The organism is Mycobacterium simiae, from assembly GCF_008370645.1.
GTDB classification, from domain to species: domain Bacteria; phylum Actinomycetota; class Actinomycetes; order Mycobacteriales; family Mycobacteriaceae; genus Mycobacterium; species Mycobacterium simiae_A.
Genome location: NZ_VTZN01000006.1, coordinates 45,404 through 63,687 on the forward strand (window position 1 = coordinate 45,404; position 18,284 = coordinate 63,687).

At 64.1% G+C, this 18,284-nt stretch carries 17 protein-coding genes and 1 pseudogene; 13 read left to right on the forward strand and 5 right to left on the reverse strand.

The annotated features are described in order from the left end of the window. Positions 1–6: 6 nt before the first annotated feature. The 5 genes from F0Q45_RS02330 to phoU all read left to right on the forward strand — a co-directional run bounded on the left by F0Q45_RS02330 (position 7) and on the right by phoU (position 5,912). Positions 7–648 (forward strand): TetR/AcrR family transcriptional regulator, encoded by a 642-nt coding sequence (locus F0Q45_RS02330; RefSeq protein ID WP_149652367.1) that lies wholly within the window; start codon positions 7–9, stop codon positions 646–648. A gap of 113 nt (positions 649–761) precedes the next feature. Beyond that, the gene (locus F0Q45_RS02335; RefSeq protein WP_149652368.1) at positions 762–1,778 is read left to right on the forward strand and encodes an acyl-ACP desaturase; all 1,017 of its coding nucleotides are present in this window, start codon (positions 762–764) and stop codon (positions 1,776–1,778) included. Positions 1,779–1,784: 6 nt separating this feature from the next. Then, positions 1,785–2,918 carry a tRNA dihydrouridine synthase DusB gene (gene dusB, locus F0Q45_RS02340; RefSeq protein WP_149652369.1) on the forward strand — a complete coding sequence of 378 codons (1,134 nt, stop codon included), beginning with the start codon at positions 1,785–1,787 and terminating at the stop codon, positions 2,916–2,918. Between the two features lie 148 nt (positions 2,919–3,066). Continuing rightward, the gene (locus F0Q45_RS02345; protein ID WP_149652370.1) at positions 3,067–5,187 is read left to right on the forward strand and encodes an LCP family protein; all 2,121 of its coding nucleotides are present in this window, start codon (positions 3,067–3,069) and stop codon (positions 5,185–5,187) included. A gap of 56 nt (positions 5,188–5,243) precedes the next feature. Beyond that, entirely contained in the window at positions 5,244–5,912 is a 669-nt protein-coding gene (gene phoU, locus F0Q45_RS02350) for a phosphate signaling complex protein PhoU (RefSeq protein ID WP_149652371.1), read from the forward strand. A gap of 3 nt (positions 5,913–5,915) precedes the next feature. Here phoU and pstB read toward each other — a convergent pair whose 3' ends face one another. From pstB to F0Q45_RS02370, 4 genes and pseudogenes are all read right to left on the reverse strand, one after another. Further along, positions 5,916–6,692, reverse strand: a complete 777-nt coding sequence (pstB, locus tag F0Q45_RS02355; protein ID WP_149652372.1) for a phosphate ABC transporter ATP-binding protein PstB — start codon at positions 6,690–6,692, stop codon at positions 5,916–5,918. Between the two features lie 515 nt (positions 6,693–7,207). Then, positions 7,208–7,447, reverse strand: a pseudogene (locus F0Q45_RS28950) (substrate-binding domain-containing protein); the annotation flags it as partial. Between the two features lies 1 nt (position 7,448). Further along, positions 7,449–8,375, reverse strand: coding sequence for a mycothiol synthase (gene mshD / locus F0Q45_RS02365; protein WP_149652373.1), 927 nt, complete (start codon positions 8,373–8,375; stop codon positions 7,449–7,451). Further along, positions 8,372–9,130 carry a winged helix-turn-helix transcriptional regulator gene (locus F0Q45_RS02370; RefSeq protein WP_149652374.1) on the reverse strand — a complete coding sequence of 253 codons (759 nt, stop codon included), beginning with the start codon at positions 9,128–9,130 and terminating at the stop codon, positions 8,372–8,374. Before F0Q45_RS02370 ends, mshD begins: the two co-directional genes overlap by 4 nt. Positions 9,131–9,371: 241 nt before the next feature. Between F0Q45_RS02370 and lmeA the strand changes: the two genes are divergently transcribed. From lmeA to F0Q45_RS02405, 8 genes are all read left to right on the forward strand, one after another. Next, positions 9,372–10,184, forward strand: a complete 813-nt coding sequence (gene lmeA, locus F0Q45_RS02375; RefSeq protein WP_149652375.1) for a mannan chain length control protein LmeA — start codon at positions 9,372–9,374, stop codon at positions 10,182–10,184. 57 nt (positions 10,185–10,241) lie between these two features. Further along, complete coding sequence (locus tag F0Q45_RS30070) at positions 10,242–10,331, forward strand: Ms5788A family Cys-rich leader peptide (protein ID WP_373424905.1); 90 nt, start codon at positions 10,242–10,244, stop codon at positions 10,329–10,331. A 99-nt stretch (positions 10,332–10,430) separates the two neighbouring features. Then, on the forward strand, positions 10,431–10,901 hold the full coding sequence (locus tag F0Q45_RS02380) for a DUF4395 domain-containing protein (RefSeq protein ID WP_149652376.1): 471 nt from the start codon (positions 10,431–10,433) through the stop codon (positions 10,899–10,901). A gap of 35 nt (positions 10,902–10,936) precedes the next feature. Further along, entirely contained in the window at positions 10,937–11,779 is an 843-nt protein-coding gene (locus tag F0Q45_RS02385; RefSeq protein WP_149652377.1) for a sulfurtransferase, read from the forward strand. A gap of 1 nt (position 11,780) precedes the next feature. Beyond that, a complete protein-coding gene (locus tag F0Q45_RS02390) occupies positions 11,781–12,083 on the forward strand; it encodes a DUF1416 domain-containing protein (RefSeq protein ID WP_149652378.1) in 303 nt (100 codons plus the stop codon). Between the two features lie 131 nt (positions 12,084–12,214). Continuing rightward, positions 12,215–12,892 (forward strand): FABP family protein, encoded by a 678-nt coding sequence (locus F0Q45_RS02395; RefSeq protein ID WP_149652379.1) that lies wholly within the window; start codon positions 12,215–12,217, stop codon positions 12,890–12,892. Positions 12,893–13,015: 123 nt separating this feature from the next. Continuing rightward, positions 13,016–15,388 carry a hypothetical protein gene (locus F0Q45_RS02400; protein WP_149652380.1) on the forward strand — a complete coding sequence of 791 codons (2,373 nt, stop codon included), beginning with the start codon at positions 13,016–13,018 and terminating at the stop codon, positions 15,386–15,388. 135 nt (positions 15,389–15,523) lie between these two features. After that, positions 15,524–17,047 carry a sensor domain-containing protein gene (locus F0Q45_RS02405; RefSeq protein WP_149652381.1) on the forward strand — a complete coding sequence of 508 codons (1,524 nt, stop codon included), beginning with the start codon at positions 15,524–15,526 and terminating at the stop codon, positions 17,045–17,047. A 248-nt stretch (positions 17,048–17,295) separates the two neighbouring features. Here the strand turns inward: F0Q45_RS02405 and F0Q45_RS02410 are convergent, their stop codons facing one another. Then, positions 17,296–18,249: an aminodeoxychorismate lyase gene (locus F0Q45_RS02410; RefSeq protein WP_149652382.1), complete on the reverse strand. Its 954-nt coding sequence runs from the start codon at positions 18,247–18,249 to the stop codon at positions 17,296–17,298. Positions 18,250–18,284: the final 35 nt, after the last annotated feature.

The following is an 18,284-nucleotide window of genomic DNA, read 5'->3' on the forward strand; positions in this document are numbered from 1 at the left end:
AGCGATGTGCAGGCCGGTCAAAAAAGGGGTCGCTGGATCGGCGTCCCACTAGAAGATCGCCACGCCGTACGTCGGGACCATCTCATCGCCGCCGGAGTGCAGTTACTCGGCGCGGAGAACGGAACGGCGTTGACCGTGCGCGCGGTCTGCCGCAAGGCCGCACTCACCGAGCGCTACTTCTACGAAAGCTTCACTGACCGGGACCATTTCGTGCGCGCGGTATATGACGACGTGTGTACCCGGGCGATGCAGACGCTCATGTCGGCTCACACTCCCCGCGAGGCCGTCGAACGATTCGTCGCGCTGATGGTCGACGACCCGGTGCGCGGGCGCGTGCTACTCCTGGCACCAACGGTCGAACCGGTGTTGACCCGATCCGGCGCCGAGTGGATGCCCAGTTTCATCGAACTGCTGCAGCAGAAGTTGTCCCGAATAGCCGACCCGGTGCTGCAAAAACTAGTCGCCACCAGCTTGATCGGAGCCCTGACCGGCCTGTTCACCGCGTACTTGAATGGGCAGCTAGGAGCCACCCGCAAGCAATTCATCGACTACTGCGTCGACATGCTGCTCAGCACGGCCGCCACCTACGTGCCACACCGCGAAGCGCGCGAGCCCCAGCAGCCGGTTGCGGCCGGGCCGCACGATTGACGTTGCCCCAACTTTAGGCAGTCAAAAGCCAGCGCGCCGTGCGCAAACTTGTTGATACCGAGGGACACAGATATATTGACTGCAACTATTAGACACAGATACTGGAGGGTGCCATGTCAGCCCTGCTGACGGACCTACAGCTGTTGCACGAACTTGAACCGGTCGTTGAGAAATACCTCAACCGCCACATCAGCATGCATAAGGACTGGAACCCGCACGACTACATCCCTTGGTCGGACGGAAAGAACTTCTACGCCCTCGGCGGCCAGGATTGGGACCCCGAGCAGAGCAAGCTTTCCGACGTCGCCCAGGTCGCGATGGTGCAAAACCTGGTCACCGAGGACAACCTGCCGTCGTATCACCGCGAGATCGCGATGAACATGGGCATGGACGGCGCCTGGGGTCAGTGGGTCAACCGCTGGACCGCCGAGGAGAACCGGCACGGCATCGCGTTGCGCGACTACCTGGTGGTAACCCGATCTGTTGACCCCGTGGAGCTGGAGAAGCTTCGTCTGGAAGTGGTCAACCGGGGTTTCAGCCCGGGCCAGAACCATCAGGGCGAGTACTTCGCCGAAAGCGTGACCGACTCGGTCATCTACGTGAGTTTCCAGGAGCTGGCAACCCGGGTTTCGCACCGCAACACCGGCAAGGCCTGCAACGAGAGCGTGGCCGACCAGCTTATGGCCAAGATCTCGGCCGACGAGAACCTACACATGATCTTCTACCGCGACGTCAGCGAGGCCGCGTTTGACCTCGCACCCAACCAGGCGATGAAGTCGCTGCATCTGATTCTGCGGCACTTCAAGATGCCCGGCTTCCTGGTTCCCGAATTCCGCCGCAAGGCCGTAATCATCGCCGTCGGCGGCGTGTATGACATCCGCATCCACCTCGACGAGGTCGTCAAGCCAGTGCTGAAGAAATGGCGCATTTTCGAGCGCGAGGATTTCACCGGCGAGGCAGCCTGGATGCGCGACGACCTCGCCGTCCTGATGGAGGAGCTCGAAGCCGAGTGCGACAAGTTCGAGGAGTCCAAGCAGCGCTACCTGCAGCGCCAGGCCCGCATGGCGGACCGGATGACAGCCCGTAAGGTGCTCAGCACCAAGGGCACGTTGAAGATGACCGGGCGGTAGTGGTCGTTGCGCATCGGCCCGATCGAGCTCGCCAGCCCGGTTGTGCTGGCTCCGATGGCCGGTGTGACGAACGTCGCGTTCCGAACCCTGTGTCGTGAATTAGAGCAATCCAAGGTCGGCACGGTCAGCGGACTATACGTCTGCGAAATGGTGACCGCACGCGCACTCGTCGAGCGCCATCCGGTCACCATGCACATGACGACGTTTGCCGCAGCCGAGTCGCCGCGCTCGCTGCAGCTCTACACCGTCGACCCTGACACCACCTACCTGGCCGCGCGGATGATCGCCGACGCAGGTCTAGCCGATCACATCGACATGAATTTCGGCTGCCCGGTACCCAAGGTGACCAAGCGCGGCGGCGGGGCGGCCCTGCCGTACAAGCGTCGGCTGTTCGGCCAGATCGTTGCCGCGGCCGTGCGCGGCACCGAAGACACCGACATTCCGGTGACAGTCAAGTTCCGGATCGGCATCGACGCCACCCATCCCACCCATCTGGATGCCGGCCGCATCGCCGAGGCCGAAGGCGCCGCCGCGATCGCGCTGCACGCCCGCACGGCGGCGCAGCGCTATTCCGGCTGCGCCGATTGGGAGCAGATCGCCACGCTCAAGCGCCACGTCACGACGATTCCGGTACTCGGCAACGGCGACATCTACGACGCCAGTGACGCACTGGCCATGATGGCCACCACCGGGTGCGACGGGGTTGTCATCGGCCGCGGGTGTCTGGGGCGGCCATGGCTATTTGCCGAGCTGTCGGCCGCCTTTACCGACAGCCCGGCGCCCACCCCGCCCACGCTCGGCGAGGTCTGCGACATCATTCGCCGGCACGGCGAACTGTTGGCAGCCCATTTCGGCGAAGACAAGGGCATGCGGGATATCCGTAAGCACATCGCCTGGTACCTGCATGGTTTCCCGGCTGGATCCGAGCTGCGACGAGCATTAGCGCTGGTCACCACATTGAAACAACTTGATGAGCTGCTGGGCCGGCTGGACCGCAGTATCCCGTTCCCCCACGCGGGCAATGGCCCGCGCGGTCGGCAGGGTTCACCCGCGCGAGTGGCGCTTCCCGAAGGATGGCTGGACGACCCCGACGACTGCCAGGTGCCGCACGGCGCGGACATCGCGCATTCTGGTGGTTGAACCGAGACGTTCTTGAAATCGCGTCTCCGCCGATAAGTAAGTACGATGTGGGCCTTACTGCACTGCGCGGCGCTGACCTTTGCTGCGCTGCGCTGATGTGCGCGCGGGCAGCTGACGCCCGGATCAAACCTACGGAGGCCGGTAGGACATGAGTGACGGCGACAAAGACGCCACTCATCGGCGCGCGTCCGACATAGGCAGCGACGATCAACGGCCTACCGTTGACGTGCCACCGGCGCTAGGCGCCGCGCCGTCGACTGACGATGGGCTGCTCGGATGGTCACGTGGTCCATCCCGCGGCGACCTGACGGCAGCCCGCAGAACCGATGATGGCACCGACGACACCGACCGCCCCGTGCGCGTCGGCTGTCACGTTAACGGCGGTGTCAGCGTCGCCGACCTCATCGCCAAACTGGGCGCTCCCGCGCCCGCCCATCCCGCACAACACCACAGCGCGCCGGAGCCCGCCTCCGACCACCACCTCGAAGTCCCCGACGACGCCGAGGACCTGCTGGACACCGAGGTCATCGCTACGCCGGCCTACGCGTTAGAGCTTCTCTCGGAAATTCCCGACCTTGGGTCAGGCTACGGGCAACCCGACAGCGAGTCAGCTGCGCCGAAGCAGATGCAGCGCCAGCCGCGCCGGAAGGCATCAACCCCTACAGCGTTCAAGGCCCCTAAGGCCCCCAAACAGGCCCGGAAATCAGGCCGACGCCCGATGTTACTGGCCGGGCGGTCACTGGCGGCACTATTTGCGGTGCTGGCGCTGACCCTGACCGGCGCGGCGTGGCAGTGGAGCGCATCCAAGAACGACCGGCTGAACACGGTAAGTGCACTCGACCCGCAATCGGGTGACATCGTCGACCCCACCGCGCAGTACGGCGACGAAAATTTTCTGCTCGTCGGCATGGACTCGCGCGCGGGCGCCAACGCCGACATCGGAGCCGGCGACACCGCGGATGCCGGCGGCGCACGTTCGGACACGGTGATGCTGGTCAACATCCCGGCGAGCCGCAAACGGGTGGTCGCAGTGTCGTTTCCCCGCGACCTGGCGATCACTCCGATCCAGTGCGAGGCCTGGAACCCCGACACCGGCAAGTACGGGCCTATCTACGACGAGAAGAGGGGGACGTGGGGTTCTCGGATGGTCTACACCGAGACCAAGCTGAACTCGGCGTTTTCCTTCGGGGGCCCGAAATGTCTGGTCAAGGTGATCCAGAAATTGTCCGGGCTGAGCATCAACCGGTTCATCGCCGTCGACTTCGTCGGCTTCGCGCGGATGGTCGAGGCCCTCGGCGGCGTCGAGGTATGCACCACCACGCCGCTACGCGACTACGAACTGGGCACGGTGCTGGCTCACACCGGACGCCAGGTCATCGACGGGCAAACCGCGCTCAACTACGTGCGAGCCCGGCAGGTCACCACCGAAAGCAATGGTGACTACGGCCGCATCAAACGCCAGCAATTGTTCTTGTCCTCGCTGCTGCGGTCGTTGATCTCCGCAGACACGTTGTTGAATCTGAACAAGCTGAACAACGTCGTCAACATGTTCATCGGGAACAGCTACGTGGACAACGTCAAAACCAAAGATTTGGTCCAACTCGGCCAATCGCTGCAGCATATGGCGGCCGGCCACGTCACATTCGTCACCGTGCCCACCGGCGTAACCGACCAGAACGGCGACGAGCCGCCCCGAACGACCGACATGAAGGCACTCTTTTCGGCCATCATCAACGACGACCCGCTGCCACTGGAGAACGACCAGAACGCTCAGACTCTGGGGAACACCCCTACGACGGCGCCATCCACGACCAAGAAGGCGCCCCCAGCCAACCCAACCAGCGATGTCCAGCACGAGCAGGTGATCACCACCTCGCCGCAGGAGGTCACAGTCCAGGTCTCCAATGGGACCAGCACCACCGGTCTGGCCAACACCGCCGCCAGTCAGCTGACGCGAAACGGCTTCAACGTGATGACGCCGGACGACTACCCTAATGCGTTACCGACCACGACGGTGTTCTTTTCCCCCGGCAATGAACAAGCCGCCGCCACCGTTGCCACAGCGTTCGGCACCTCACGAGTCGAGCGGGTCACCGGGATCGGACACGTGGTTCAGGTGGTCATTGGCCCAGACTTCCGTGCGGTAACCGCTCCCCCGCCCAGCGGATCCTCGGTAAACATGCAAATCAGCCGCAACTCCACGACCCCGCCGACCAAGCTGCCTGAGGACCTGACGGTCACCAACGCTGCCGACACCACCTGCGAGTAGGGGCTTCAGGCAACGCTTGCCGGCGTATCCAGCACCGAGAACGTAAGCTATAGCACATGCGCACCGCCTACCATGGCCAACTTTCGGAATTATCCGAGCGGCTTGGTGAGATGTGCGGACTGGCAGGCATTGCCATGGAGCGGGCCACCCAGGCCCTGCTGCAGGCCGACTTGGTGCTGGCCGAAGAGGTGATCTCCGACCACGAGAAAATCGCGACGATGAGTGCCCGGGCCGAGGAGAGCGCGTTCGTTCTGCTGGCGCTGCAGGCGCCGGTCGCCGGTGACCTGAGATCGATTGTGAGCGCTATCCAGATGGTCGCGGATATCGACCGGATGGGTGCGCTGGCCCTGCACGTCGCCAAGATCGCCCGGCGCCGGCATCCGCAGCATGCCTTGCCGGAAGAAGTCAATGGATATTTTGCCGAAATGGGCAGAGTCGCAGTCGAATTGGGCAACAGCGCGCAGGAAGTTGTGTTGTCCCGCGACCCGGAGAAAGCCGCCCGGATCCGCGAGGAAGACGACGCGATGGACGATCTGCACCGACACTTGTTCTCGGTGCTGATGGACCGTGAGTGGAAGCACGGGGTGGCAGCCGCGGTCGACGTGACGCTGCTAGGCCGCTTCTACGAACGCTTCGCCGACCACGCCGTCGAGGTGGCACGGCGCGTAATCTTTCAGGCGACCGGGAGGTTCCCGGACGACGATACAACGCCACAGTCGCGATAGCGGTTAGCCAAAGCGACCGGAGATATAGTCCTCGGTGGCCTTCTCGGTCGGATTAGAAAAGATCTTCTCGGTGTCGTCGATCTCGATCAGGCGGCCCGGCTTGCCCACCGATTCCAGGTTGAAGAACGCCGTCTGATCGCTCACCCGCGCGGCCTGCTGCATGTTGTGGGTGACGATGACGATGGTGTAGTCCTGCTTCAATTCGCTGATCAGATCCTCGATCGCCATCGTAGAAATGGGATCCAGCGCCGAGCACGGCTCGTCCATCAGCAACACGTCGGGTTGCACCGCGATGGCCCGCGCGATACACAACCGCTGCTGCTGCCCACCGGATAATCCGCCGCCGGGCTTGTCTAACCTGTCTTTGACCTCATCCCACAGGTTGGCACCCCGCAGCGAGTATTCGGCGGTTTCGTCGAGCGTCTTGCGGTTGCGCACGCCCTGCAACTTCAGCCCGGCGACCACGTTGTCTCGAATCGACATCGCGGGAAACGGGTTAGGCCGCTGGAAAACCATTCCGATTGCCCGGCGCACCCCGACCGGGTCGATGCCGGGGCCGTAAATGTTTTCGTCGTCAAGCAGGACGGTGCCCTCGACCCGGCCACCGGGCACCACCTCGTGCATCCGGTTCAACGTACGCAGCACCGTGGTCTTGCCACAGCCCGAGGGACCGATGAATGCCGTCACGCTGCGGGGCAGGATAGACAAACAGACATCAGCGACGGCATGAAACACACCGTAGTAGATGTTGACGTCCTTGAGGTCTAACCGCTTAGCCACTTCGTGCTCCTACGACTTCCTGGGGACGACGATCCTGGCGACTACTCCGGCGCCGATATTGATCATCACCACTATCAAGATCAGTGTCGACCCGGTCGATGCCGGCACTTGAACGTTGTCCGGTCATACATCATGCCGGCAAGCGAGCCCATGAACTCGCTGAGTACGGTGAAGTTCATCGTTTGTGCATAACCAAGTATCCGCAGCGGGGTGTCTCGCCCGCACCCATGAAGTAAACGAGTCCGCGCAGAAAGCTGTTCCCGCCAGCCCGGCAACCCGTCCGCCGCGTTCTGATGCTGGAAGATCGCGACGCCCCGGGCCCGCCCGCATCGCCAAGCCCAGAGCGAAACCGCCACACACGGTCACCGTCATCAAATCGAGCACCCCGTAAAGCAGTCGTCGAAATATCTTGTCTCGCAGCCGCTTCAGCCTCTTCGTCGACTCAGTCAGTGTTTCGACGGCCAGCTGGTCAGTCCAGGGCGTTGATAGCGGCGACCGGGCGCTCCTTGACTCTATACTGGGTCGTCCCAAGTCCGGATCAAGCCGCTGAAGATCTTTGCCAACGCATCGGCATCGAGGACCAATTTTTTCGACGGCAAGCAGGTTGTACACCAACGCAATTGGCCCGAAAACCAGTGGCAGGCCCCAAGCTGGATTCCCGTTGCAGCGGTCAGCGGCGGCCCGATTTGTTCGGCGACCTGAGGCGAGTCCGACCCGGCGACGTCAACCCGGCCTGCGATGAGCTGCTCGCAACCGCTAAGCGGAGGCAGCGAGCGCGTAGGCAGTATCGATGCTGAAGATAGCGAAGCCCAGGTTCTGGTAGGTCCGTATCGCAGCGGTGTTGTCGGACTCCACATACAGCATCACGGTAGGTTCGACGACCTGCGGGCCGGCCAGCCGCTGCGCCAACCAGTGCAGACCAACCGACGTCAAGACCTTGCCGAGACCGCGGCCCTGGACAGACGGATCGACACCCAGGACATAAACCTCTCCCAGCCCGGGGTGGTCCGGGTGGACCTTGGTCCAATGGAAACCAAGCAGCCGCGCCGCGGCGTTTGGCGCAGCGTCGAACGCCAAGAACAAGCCCGCCGGATCAAACCACGGTTCGCGTCGCCGCTCAGCCAGCTGTAATTCGGTCCATCCGCCCTGCTCCGGGTGGTACGCGAAAGCGGCGTTGTTGACCCGCAACAGCTCGGCGTCATCAGATGAGCCGGCGTAGGTGCGGATCCGCAGGTCGTCGGGGATCGTGGAGTCACCGAGATCGCGTAGCGATCGCCGCATCTGCACCAATTCGCGCACCGGGGCCAGACCCAGCCCGGCCGCCAGCGCACGAGCAGCTGGCAGTGTGCCGTGCGCCCAGAATCGGTTGTTCCCATGAGTGATTGCCAATGCGGCGGCTGCCATCGCGGTGCCCGCACCACGACGTCGGGCCTGCGGGTGCACCACCATCTCCGCCATCGCTGGATCGGCGCCACGTTCCTGGCTGAGGTTGAGGTAGCCGACGATCGCGTCACCGGCCGGCTCAGTGATCACCAAATGACGGGTGCTTTGTTGACTCAACTCACGCAGCACTTGTTCGCCCACAGGTGCTATCGCGTCGAATCTTGTTGCAGCCGAGATAATTTGGCGCACGGCTCGCTGCTCGTCGGCAGTCAGTGCTAAGCGCCACTGCGGCGACGTCACTGACTGCGCAGCGGATCAACCAGCGGTTCCTGGTAGCTATCAGGTTCCGGCTCGTCAGTATGGGGCTCGGCGACTGGGGCCCGGCCGCGCGCGGGCCGCACCGCCTTGTACCCCACGTTACGTACCGTGCCGATCAACGCTTCGTGCTCGGGGCCGAGCTTGGCCCGTAATCGACGTACGTGCACATCGACGGTGCGAGTGCCTCCGAAGAAGTCGTATCCCCACACCTCGTGCAGTAGCTGCGCGCGCGTAAACACCCGCCCGGCGTGCTGGGCCAGGTATTTGAGCAGCTCGAATTCTTTGTAGGTGAGGTCGAGCGGTCGTCCGCGCAGCCGAGCGGTGTAGGTACCTTCGTCGATAACTAGCTCACCCAGGCTGACTTTGCCGACGCTATCCTGGTCGGCCAGGCCACCGCGACGGCCAACCACCAGGCGCAGTCTGGCGTCGATTTCAGCGGGCCCGGTGGTGGGCAGCAGGATCTCGTCCAGCCCCCAGTCGGGGCTCACCGCTACCAGCCCGCCTTCGCTCACCACGGCCAATACCGGCGTGGACCGGCCTGCCGTGCTTAGTAGCCGACACAGACCGCGCGCGGCCGAAAGGTCGTTGCGCGCGTCGACGAGCACCGCGTCCGCGTTACCAGCCTCCAGCAAAGACGAGGCCTCCGCCGGGGCAGTCCGCACGTTATGCGGAAGCAGCGACAGCGCTGGCAGGACAGGGTCGGGATATAGCTCCGAGGTCAGTAGTAGTAACTCCAATTGAGCCCCTCCAGCTTCGTGGGAAAGGCATCTCCCAGATTCATCGCGACAGGTGACGCTAGCGGCCAGGTCATCTAACGATAACGTGCCACCAGATGCTGCGCGCCACGACGAGACAGTACGACAGCGGCCTGACGTAATTTGTCGCTACCGGGAAGCGCGTTGTCAAGTGGGCGGCAAGCGGGCGGGGCGAACACCGGAGTCAAAGCACGCTGCCCGAAACCGACGAGTACGCCACAATATGCGGGTGCGCAAGGTGCTGATCGGAGTCACCGCAACAGTGATCGTGCTGGCCGTCGTCGTCCTCGGTGCCGTCGGCGTCGACTTCGGTGCCAGTATTTACGCCGAATACCGGCTTTCGACCAGCGTCCGCAAAGCAGCGAACTTGGGATCCGACCCGTTCGTCGCGATCCTCGGATTCCCGTTCATTTCGCAAGCGATGCGGGATCGATACGGCGAGCTGGAAATCAAGGCGTACGCCGTAGCGCATTCGACTGTCGGCAAAGCCACCTTGGAGGCCACCATGCACTCCGTGGACCTGTCCCGAGCTTCCTGGCTGATACCACCCGACGCGCGGTTGGCGGTGCACGAACTGGAGAGCCGCATCATCATCGACTCTATGCACCTGGGCCGCTACCTGGGAATCAGCGATCTGATGGTGCAAGCACCTCCTCAGGAGAGCAATGATGCCACCGGCGGCACCACCGAGTCGGGAATATCGGGCAATCACGGGCTGATTTTCAGCGGAACGCCGAAATCGGCGAACTTCGATCGCCGGGTCAGCGTGTCGGTCGACCTGTCCATCGATCCCGCAGACGCTGCCACCTTGGTAATCACCCCGACACATGTCGTAACCGGCCCGGACACTGCGGACCAGGCCGTTCCGCAGGACAAACGGGACGCGGTGCTGCACGCTTTCTACGGCAGGCTGGCCAACCAGAAGTTGCCGTTCGCGGTGGCGCCTAACACCGTGGGTGCCCGCGGTTCGGACGTCATCATTGAAGGCATCACCTATGACGTGACCGTCTCCCTTCCTGGGTTCAAGCAGTCATGAGTAAGCGCGGTCACCAGTGTTGGCTTGATCACTCTGTCATTGGGTAAGCTGACCGACGTGCCAGCCCGCCTAGAGCTCAAGCTCATCAAGCGTCGCGCAGTCGATCTGTGCCGCATCGCGGGCTGTTGCTGTTGCTGTAGCTGCTGAGTAGCCGCACCGTCCGCGGCACTCGGAGCCTCGGAGGCCACCGTGGCGTATCCACTATTTCCGTGCAACAGGCGTACCTAGACAAGCTAGGAGTGATTCGTGTCGAGCAGTAACATCCCAACCCGAGTGGACGGTGTGGATGTTCGCGGGCCACGGTTCGTGGCGTGGATAACCACGGCGGTCTTGCTGGTCATCCTGATCGTTTCGGCGTTCAGTCCCGCGGCTGCGGCAATCATTTTGAGCCTGCAGGCCGTGGTGTTCGCCCTAGGAGCCGGCGGCGGGCCGCGCCGGAATCCCTACGGGATGCTGTTCGCGACGTTCGTGGCGCCACGGCTGGGACCGGTACGAGAACGCGAACCGGTTCCCCCGCTGCGGTTCGCCCAATTGGTCGGGTTTGTGTTCGCCACCTTCGGCATTGCCGGTTTTTCCGTCGGTTCTGTCGTGGTGGGTGTTGTCGCGACCTCGTTTGCGCTGGTGGCCGCCTTGTTGAATGCGGCCTTCGGGATTTGCCTGGGCTGCGAGCTTTATCCGCTGGTCGCACGTTTGCGACGCACTCCCCGTCCCGCCTAGCTGCTGTTCATCTGACGAAATCGAAAGGATCCACCATGGCACGCTCCGAAGTCCTGGTCTCTACCGACTGGGCTGAGCGCAACCTCAGCAGTCCGGGAGCCGTCAACGTCGTCTTCGTCGAAGTCGACGAGGACACCAGCGCATATGACGACGGCCACATCCCCGGCGCGATCAAGCTGGACTGGCGCACCGATCTGCAGGACCCGGTCAAGCGCGACTTCGTCGACGCCCAGCAATTCTCTAAGTTGCTCAGCGACCGCGGCATCGCCAACGACGACACCGTGATTCTCTACGGCGGCAACAACAACTGGTTCGCCGCCTACGCCTACTGGTATTTCAAGCTGTACGGGCACGAGAAGGTCAAGCTGCTCGACGGCGGCCGCAAGAAGTGGGAACTCGACGGCCGCCCGCTCTCCACAGACAAAGTCACCAGGCCCGCGACCTCTTACAGTGCGGCCCCGCCGGACAACAGCATCCGCGCATTCCGCGACGAGGTCATCGCGGCAATCGGCGTCAAAAACCTGGTCGACGTGCGTTCCCCCGACGAGTTCTCCGGCAAGATCCTGGCGCCGGCGCACCTGCCACAGGAACAAAGCCAGCGCCCGGGTCACGTTCCCGGCGCGATCAACGTGCCGTGGAGCAGGGCCGCCAATGAGGACGGCACCTTCAAATCAGATGCGCAATTGGCCAAGGTGTACGCCGATGCCGGTCTGGACGGCACCAAGAAAACGATTGCGTATTGCCGAATCGGGGAGCGATCCTCGCACACTTGGTTCGTCCTGCACGAGTTGCTCGGACACAAGAACGTGAAGAACTACGACGGCAGTTGGACGGAATACGGCTCCCTGGTGGGTGCCCCGATCGAGTTGGGAAACTGATATGTGCACTGCGCCTAAGCAAGGACTGACGCTGCCTGCCAGCGTCGACCTGGAAAAGGAGACGGTGATCACCGGCAGGGTGGTTGACCGTGACGGCCAAGCCGTGGGTGGCGCGTTTGTGCGTCTGCTGGACTCCACCGACGAGTTCACCGCGGAGGTGGTCGCGTCGGCCACCGGCGATTTCCGATTTTTCGCCGCGCCGGGGTCGTGGACGGTCCGCGCCTTGTCGAAGGTCGGAAACGGTGACGCCGTGGTGAAGCCGTCGGGCGCAGGCATCCACGAGGTGGACGTCAAGATCGCCTGACGCGCGGCCTGGCTGATCCCGGATAGACTCAGGCACGTGGTGCTGTTCTACGAGATCATGCTGGTTCTGGCAACGGTGGTCATCTCCTGGTTCGCGCTGTATGTGCTGTATCGGCTCATTACCGACGAGTCGTGACCTCCGACGACAGCGATGACAGGCCGGACGCTGGCGCAGGCTCTGGCGACCATGCAGTCACCGGAATATTTCACGCAGCGGAACGCGCCAAGCTGACTGCGGCCCGCAACATCCCCGGTTTCGACGACTTGCCGATACCTGCCGATACCGCGAACCTCCGCGAGGGCGCCAGCCTGCACGATGCGTTGCTGGCGCTGCTGCCGCTGGTCGGAGTGTGGCGCGGCGAAGGCGAGGGCCGCGGACACGACGGCGACTACCGGTTCGGCCAACAGATCGTGGTCTCGCACGATGGCCGCGATTATCTGAATTGGGAAGCCCGGTCCTGGCGCCTCACTGAGACCGGCGAGTACCACGAACCGACTCTGCGTGAGACGGGCTTCTGGCGCTTCGTCAGCGATCCCGACGACCCGAGCGAGTCTCAGGCGATCGAGCTGCTGCTGGCCCACTCCGCGGGTTACGTGGAGTTGTTCTACGGCCGCCCGCGTACCCAGTCGTCGTGGGAGTTGGTCACCGATGCGTTAGCCCGAAGCCGGTCCGGCGTGCTGGTCGGCGGAGCCAAGCGGCTCTACGGCATCGTCGAAGGCGGTGACCTGGCCTATGTCGAGGAACGGGTAGACGCCGACGGCGGCTTGGTGCCGCATCTGTCAGCGCGCTTGTCGCGGTTCGTCGGTTAGCAACGCCCGAAAAACCCACCACGGCTAGCGCGGATCCCGTTCTGGTTGTTGCCTTCGGGCGTTACTTCTGCGTGTACTGTTCGACGACCGAGCAGCCGATACACCACCGGAAGGAGCCGGCCGATGCCGCGCAGCAGGACAGCCCCGCCCGTGGCGCGGTGGATCGTGTGGGGGGTCGGGGTGTTGTTGATCGGCTATCTCGCCGCGGTAGCGCTGCAACCGGCCATTCTCGATGTGCTGCCGGCGTGGCTGAGCTGGTTCGGCCGGCCGGGGTCGATGGCGACCATCGCGATCGTGGTGTGCGAGTTGATCGCGGTCTATGTGCTGACCTTCCGGTCCAACGGTAGCCACCGGTTGGTAGGTGTGTCGTTCACCGTGATCGCATTGCTCATCACGATGAGCGCTGTGTTGGGACTCAGTTCATATTGGTCCTGCCACGACGCCAACCATCCGGCAGTCTTCAGCCCGCTGATGTGGACCGCCCAACTCGTCAAAGGCGGCACCGGTGATATGTCGCTCAGCGGGCGCACCTGCCCGAATCCCACCCCCGTCGGCTTAGAACTGGCCCGCATCGCCGCGCTGTCGGCGATCTTCACCGGCTTGGGTGGCGTGGCGGTCGGCGTCTTCCGGTCTCAGGTGGACCGGCTGCGGGCCAACGTGGCCGACTCGGTCACCGCCATCGTGGGCGTCGACGACGACACCGAGTCAATGATCAGCGGAGTCGCGCGGACGCTGGACCGGCGCAGCACCCTGGCGGTGATCACCAACGCCGGCGATGACCGGGCCCAGCGAATCCGCCGGCTGGGCGCCCGAGTGGTATTGGTCGACCTCAACGCACCGTCCACCTTGGTGTCGCTCCGGCTGTGGCGCCACCTTGGGCGGCTCTATCTGATGTCGCCCGATCCGGCGACCAACCTGATGTGGCTGGACCTGATAAGTCGACGGCTAGCCGAAATCGGCGACAAGCAGCGATTGCCGCTCATCGTGCGCATTGACGATCCATGGTTGGCCGAGGCCTGGCGCGCACAACAGTTCGGCGGGTCCGACACCCGGTGGGCGGCCGACGTGGTCGGCCGATACGAGGTTACCGCCGGCCGGCTCCTCGACAGCGTTATCGCGACGCCCCACATCCAGCGCGTGTTCATCTGCGGCACTTCGCAGTTGACTTTGGCCCTGTGCGCCGACCTAACCCGCCGGGCACTGGAACGCGACTTCTACACTCCGCCAGGGGTGGCGCCGCTGCCCGCGCTGACGCTGGTCGAGCGGGACGCTGAGGACTACCTCAAGGATCACCAGTTTTACCGTGAGCAGGCCGGATTTGTCTCAGCCGGTCCGGCTATCGACGCGGTGTCGGAAACGCCGACCGTGCCGGCCATGCTGCGTCTGATCGGCGATGCCGATCCGGCAACCTGCGCGGTCATTCTGGTCGACAGCCACTCCCCGGCGACCGGCACCAGGCTGGGCGCCCGGCTGCCGACGATGCCTGTCTTCGCCTGGGATCCCAACGCCCGCGGCACCGAGGATTCCTCCCAGATCGTCGGCCTGCTGCAGACCTACAGCCTTGCGTTGGACACCCGCGAGGGCCAGATTCAAGATGCCTGGGAACGCGCGGCCAGGCTGATCCACGAGCGCTATGTCGCCACCATCGACCCCGGCGCGCCCAGGTCCCCGGCGGCACGACGGTGGGCCGACCTTGACGAGTTCTACCGCGGGTCCAACCGGCGCCAGGTGCGTAATGCGTTATGGATGGTCGAACGGATCGCCGGACATACCTGGAACACCTGGGGCTGTCCCCCCGCTCAACTGTCCGGCCATGACATGGCCACCTCGCCGCCGCTAGAACAGCTCGCGCTAATGGGCTTCGACCAAGACTCGGCCCTGAGTATGGCCAAGGCGGAACACGAGGACTGGTGTCGCTACTACCGCCGCAATGGCTGGAAGTACGGGACCCCGCGCGACGATTCTCGCCGTATTCACGACAAACTGGTCGACTGGTCGGTAGTCGAAAGCACTCCCGATCTGCTCAACGCTGCGGTGCGCAGCCTGGCCGCCACGCTGTGGAGCCTGCGCCAACTGGGCTACCGGTCACGCCCGCTGTGGCGGTCTTTCACCCGGGTCGGAACGGTCAGCGCTGAACAACGAAGCACCCCGTGGACATGGAAGTCAGATTCCGGGCACTCCATGCGGGCCGCGCCCGGAGATTGGGCAGTCCAGGAAAACCGCAAAACCTGGTCGGTGCGCGACGACATCTTCCGCGCGACCTACGAGGACCTCGGCGGTGGGAAGTGGCGTCGCAAGGGGCGCGTGCAAGCCCGGCCGGCGCAAGCCGGTGAGACCATCAACACGTTGGAAGGACCCACCACCGCCGCAGACGGCGACTGGGTGGTGCGCGGCAACGACGGCGAGCAATGGCCGGTTCCCGGTGACGAGTTCGCTCGGCGTTATGTCGAACTTCGTCCACCCGCCGGCGTGGACGCCCACGACGGTCCGGGATAGCACGGATCGGCGATGCCGTCGCCATGATGCAGCACACGTTTGCCAAAGCCAGATTGCTGTGCTCAATGCCATGCGCTACCGTCGCTTGACGGATTCGCCGTGTTAGCTCCCTGCGCCCCTCAATCGGAGACTGCTATGGCCATATTTATCAGCTACTCAAGCCAAGACCGGTCGTCGCTCGAAGCGCTGACGACCGCGCTTCGGCGTGCCCAGCAGCAAGTCTGGTTCGACCAAGAGCTTGGTGGTGGAGACACCTGGTGGAACAAGATTCTGGAGCAGATCCGCGCATCTGACGTGTTCATCGTCGCGCTTTCGAACCACTGGTTGCTGTCCAAGCCCAGTCAGGCCGAGTTGCGCTACGCGCAAGCTCTGCAACGGCCCATCCTTCCCGTCCAGGTCGGGCCGGTCGACAGTGTCCGGGTAAACCCGGTCTCGACGTTGCAGATCATCAACTACCAGAACCCGACCGTGGACGCCGGTATTCAGTTGGTTACGGCGATACACGCATTGCGAGAAAAGGCTCCGCCGCTGCCCTCGCCGTTGCCCGAGGAACCGCCCGTACCGTTCGGCTATCTCATGCGCCTTGGCGACGCCCTCGCCGAAAAGGAGCTCAGCCCCCAGCAACAGCTGCAAATGCTGGTCGAACTCCGCTCCGGACTCGACGAGGACGGCGACGACCCGAGCGCGCGAAGCGACATCGCGCAGCTTCTGCGCATGCTGCGGATGCGACACGACGTCACGTACCGGACCCGTACCGAAATAGACAATGTGCTGGGCGAGATCGGCGCCGTCGAAGCGGGCGCCCCGGGCAAGCCGTCAACTCCGACTACACCGGCGCAACCCAGTCCGGCAGCCGCGAGCGGGCCGACGCCCAGCGCCCAGCCGCAACCGGTCAGCTCCCCATCGAGGCCGTCGCCGTCGCAAGGCACCGCGCAAAGCGCCACCGACGCGCAGTCCAACAAGCGGCTGATCATCATCGGGGGCGCCGCCCTAGCCGTCGTCGTCGCCATCGTGTTGGTCGTGATGTTTGCCATGCCGAGCGGAAATCGCAAACCGGCGGCCAAGCCAGGTACTTCGATGTCGGCGGCGGGGCCGTCGGCGCCCACCGAACCAGTCCTACTCGGTGCCGCCGAAATCGGCAGCATCCTGGGGGACCAGAATATGGTGTCCTCCGCGCACGGCGACCAACTGCGCACGTCGCAGGGAACGCTGTCAGATCCACAGTGCATAGCGGCCTTCGAACCTCTCCAGGAGTCCGTGTATCGCCCGCACGATCCCACCGCGGTGCATAGCGAGGTCGTCCACACCTCGGGCGATAACCCCGCTCACCGGGTGGTCGAAGCCGCAGCAACTTTCCCATCGGCCGAGAAGGCTCGCGCATTCGTGCAGACTTCCGCGGACAAGTGGGGAGCCTGCGCCGGCAAGTCCATCACATTCACCAGCTCCAGCACGCCCACTGAATGGACTTTCGGGGATGTGACGGGGGCTCCCCCGAAGATCGCCCAGGTGCGCACCGCGGGCGGCGGTAGTGGTCGCACCTGCCAGCACGTCATGAGCGCAGTCTCGGATGTGGTCATCGAGGTGGTTGCCTGCGGGACCGACGTCACCGACGGCGCTAGCCGGATTGCCGAACAGATCGGCGTCAAAGCGGCGAAGTAACCACGCTCCGGGTACTGACATGGAGCGGCCCCCGAGCGCTTGTCCGGTTGGACAGACCGGAAGCTCGGGGGCCGGGTGGCTACGTAGGATTCGCCAGCGCGCGTTGGACGCCGGCTCTTCCGAGCCATGCAGCTAGCGCGCAGCCACCTCACATGTCCATGAAGCTATCAATTTCGCGGACCACCTCCTTTCCTGTGTAGGGCTGACCGTACCCTCACTTAATCCCACCGACAACGGGATTAGCGTCCTCAGCGGTCACTGACGATGGCGGCGTCGACAAGTTCGGCGAATGCCGCGGCGATCGGGGCGGCGGGTAGGAGCCGGCCGTCGAGGATGTGCACGCGCGCGGCCAGGGTCATGCTCGACACCAACCAAACTCCTTGAGCGGCATGGAGATCTGACACCCGCAACGCGCGGTAGTCACAGTCGTAGCCTTTGGCGCGAGCCACTTCGAAGAGCGCCTGTTGAGTTGTGCCGCGCAGGATCGGATACCACGGCGGCGGGGTCAGCAGGTACGGGTTAGCCCCGTATCCGCCGTCGCTGTCCGTGGCGACTACCACCGTCGAGCGCGGCCCTTCCAGGATGTAGCCGTCCGAACTGACGAAGATGACGTCCCCGGCGCCCTGCTTGGCGGCGTGACGCAGGGCGGCCATGTTCACCGCATATGACAATGTCTTGGCGCCGGCCATCAGCCACGGCATGGTATCGGCGGCGGAGGGCAAGCCGCGGTTTAGGGTGATCGCCGATACACCGTCGCGCCGGACGGCGGCAACCCGCTCAGGAACGGGGTTGACCATCACATACGCGGTGGGCGCCGAGGCGGCACGCCCACAGACGGAAGGACCCCCTACCGCCTGCGGGGAACGGCCATCCCCTTGCGGAGGAGCGCTCTCCCGACCGCGGCTGTAGATCAGACGCATCGCGCCCTCATCGCTGGTGTCGCGCACCCATCGCTGCGTCGCCACCGCTATGGCTTGCCGCCAACCGGCCAGGTCGGGCTCGGGCAGCTCCATCAATTTGGCGGAGTGAGTCAACCGCTGCAGATGCGGCTCTATCAGACACGCTGCACCGTCGCGGACCAACAACGTTTCGAAGACGCCGTCGCCGCGGACCGCCGCCAGGTCATCGGCATGCAACAGCGGCGTCCCCGGCTCGAAAACTTCACCGTCGAGCGTGACGACAACACCCGTCTGGCCAGCCATGTCCCAGCAGCCTAGTGCCCCGTGGCGATCGCAAG

Coding starts and splice junctions, on each gene's coding strand:
- F0Q45_RS02410 (WP_149652382.1), bottom strand. CDS start 18,249: ATGGCTGGCCAGACGGGTGTTGTCGTCACGCTCGACGGTGAAGTTTTC.
- F0Q45_RS02405 (WP_149652381.1), top strand. CDS start 15,524: ATGGCCATATTTATCAGCTACTCAAGCCAAGACCGGTCGTCGCTCGAA.
- lmeA (WP_149652375.1), top strand. CDS start 9,372: ATGCGGGTGCGCAAGGTGCTGATCGGAGTCACCGCAACAGTGATCGTG.
- F0Q45_RS02345 (WP_149652370.1), top strand. CDS start 3,067: ATGAGTGACGGCGACAAAGACGCCACTCATCGGCGCGCGTCCGACATA.
- phoU (WP_149652371.1), top strand. CDS start 5,244: ATGCGCACCGCCTACCATGGCCAACTTTCGGAATTATCCGAGCGGCTT.
- F0Q45_RS02385 (WP_149652377.1), top strand. CDS start 10,937: ATGGCACGCTCCGAAGTCCTGGTCTCTACCGACTGGGCTGAGCGCAAC.
- F0Q45_RS02390 (WP_149652378.1), top strand. CDS start 11,781: ATGTGCACTGCGCCTAAGCAAGGACTGACGCTGCCTGCCAGCGTCGAC.
- F0Q45_RS02400 (WP_149652380.1), top strand. CDS start 13,016: ATGCCGCGCAGCAGGACAGCCCCGCCCGTGGCGCGGTGGATCGTGTGG.
- F0Q45_RS02335 (WP_149652368.1), top strand. CDS start 762: ATGTCAGCCCTGCTGACGGACCTACAGCTGTTGCACGAACTTGAACCG.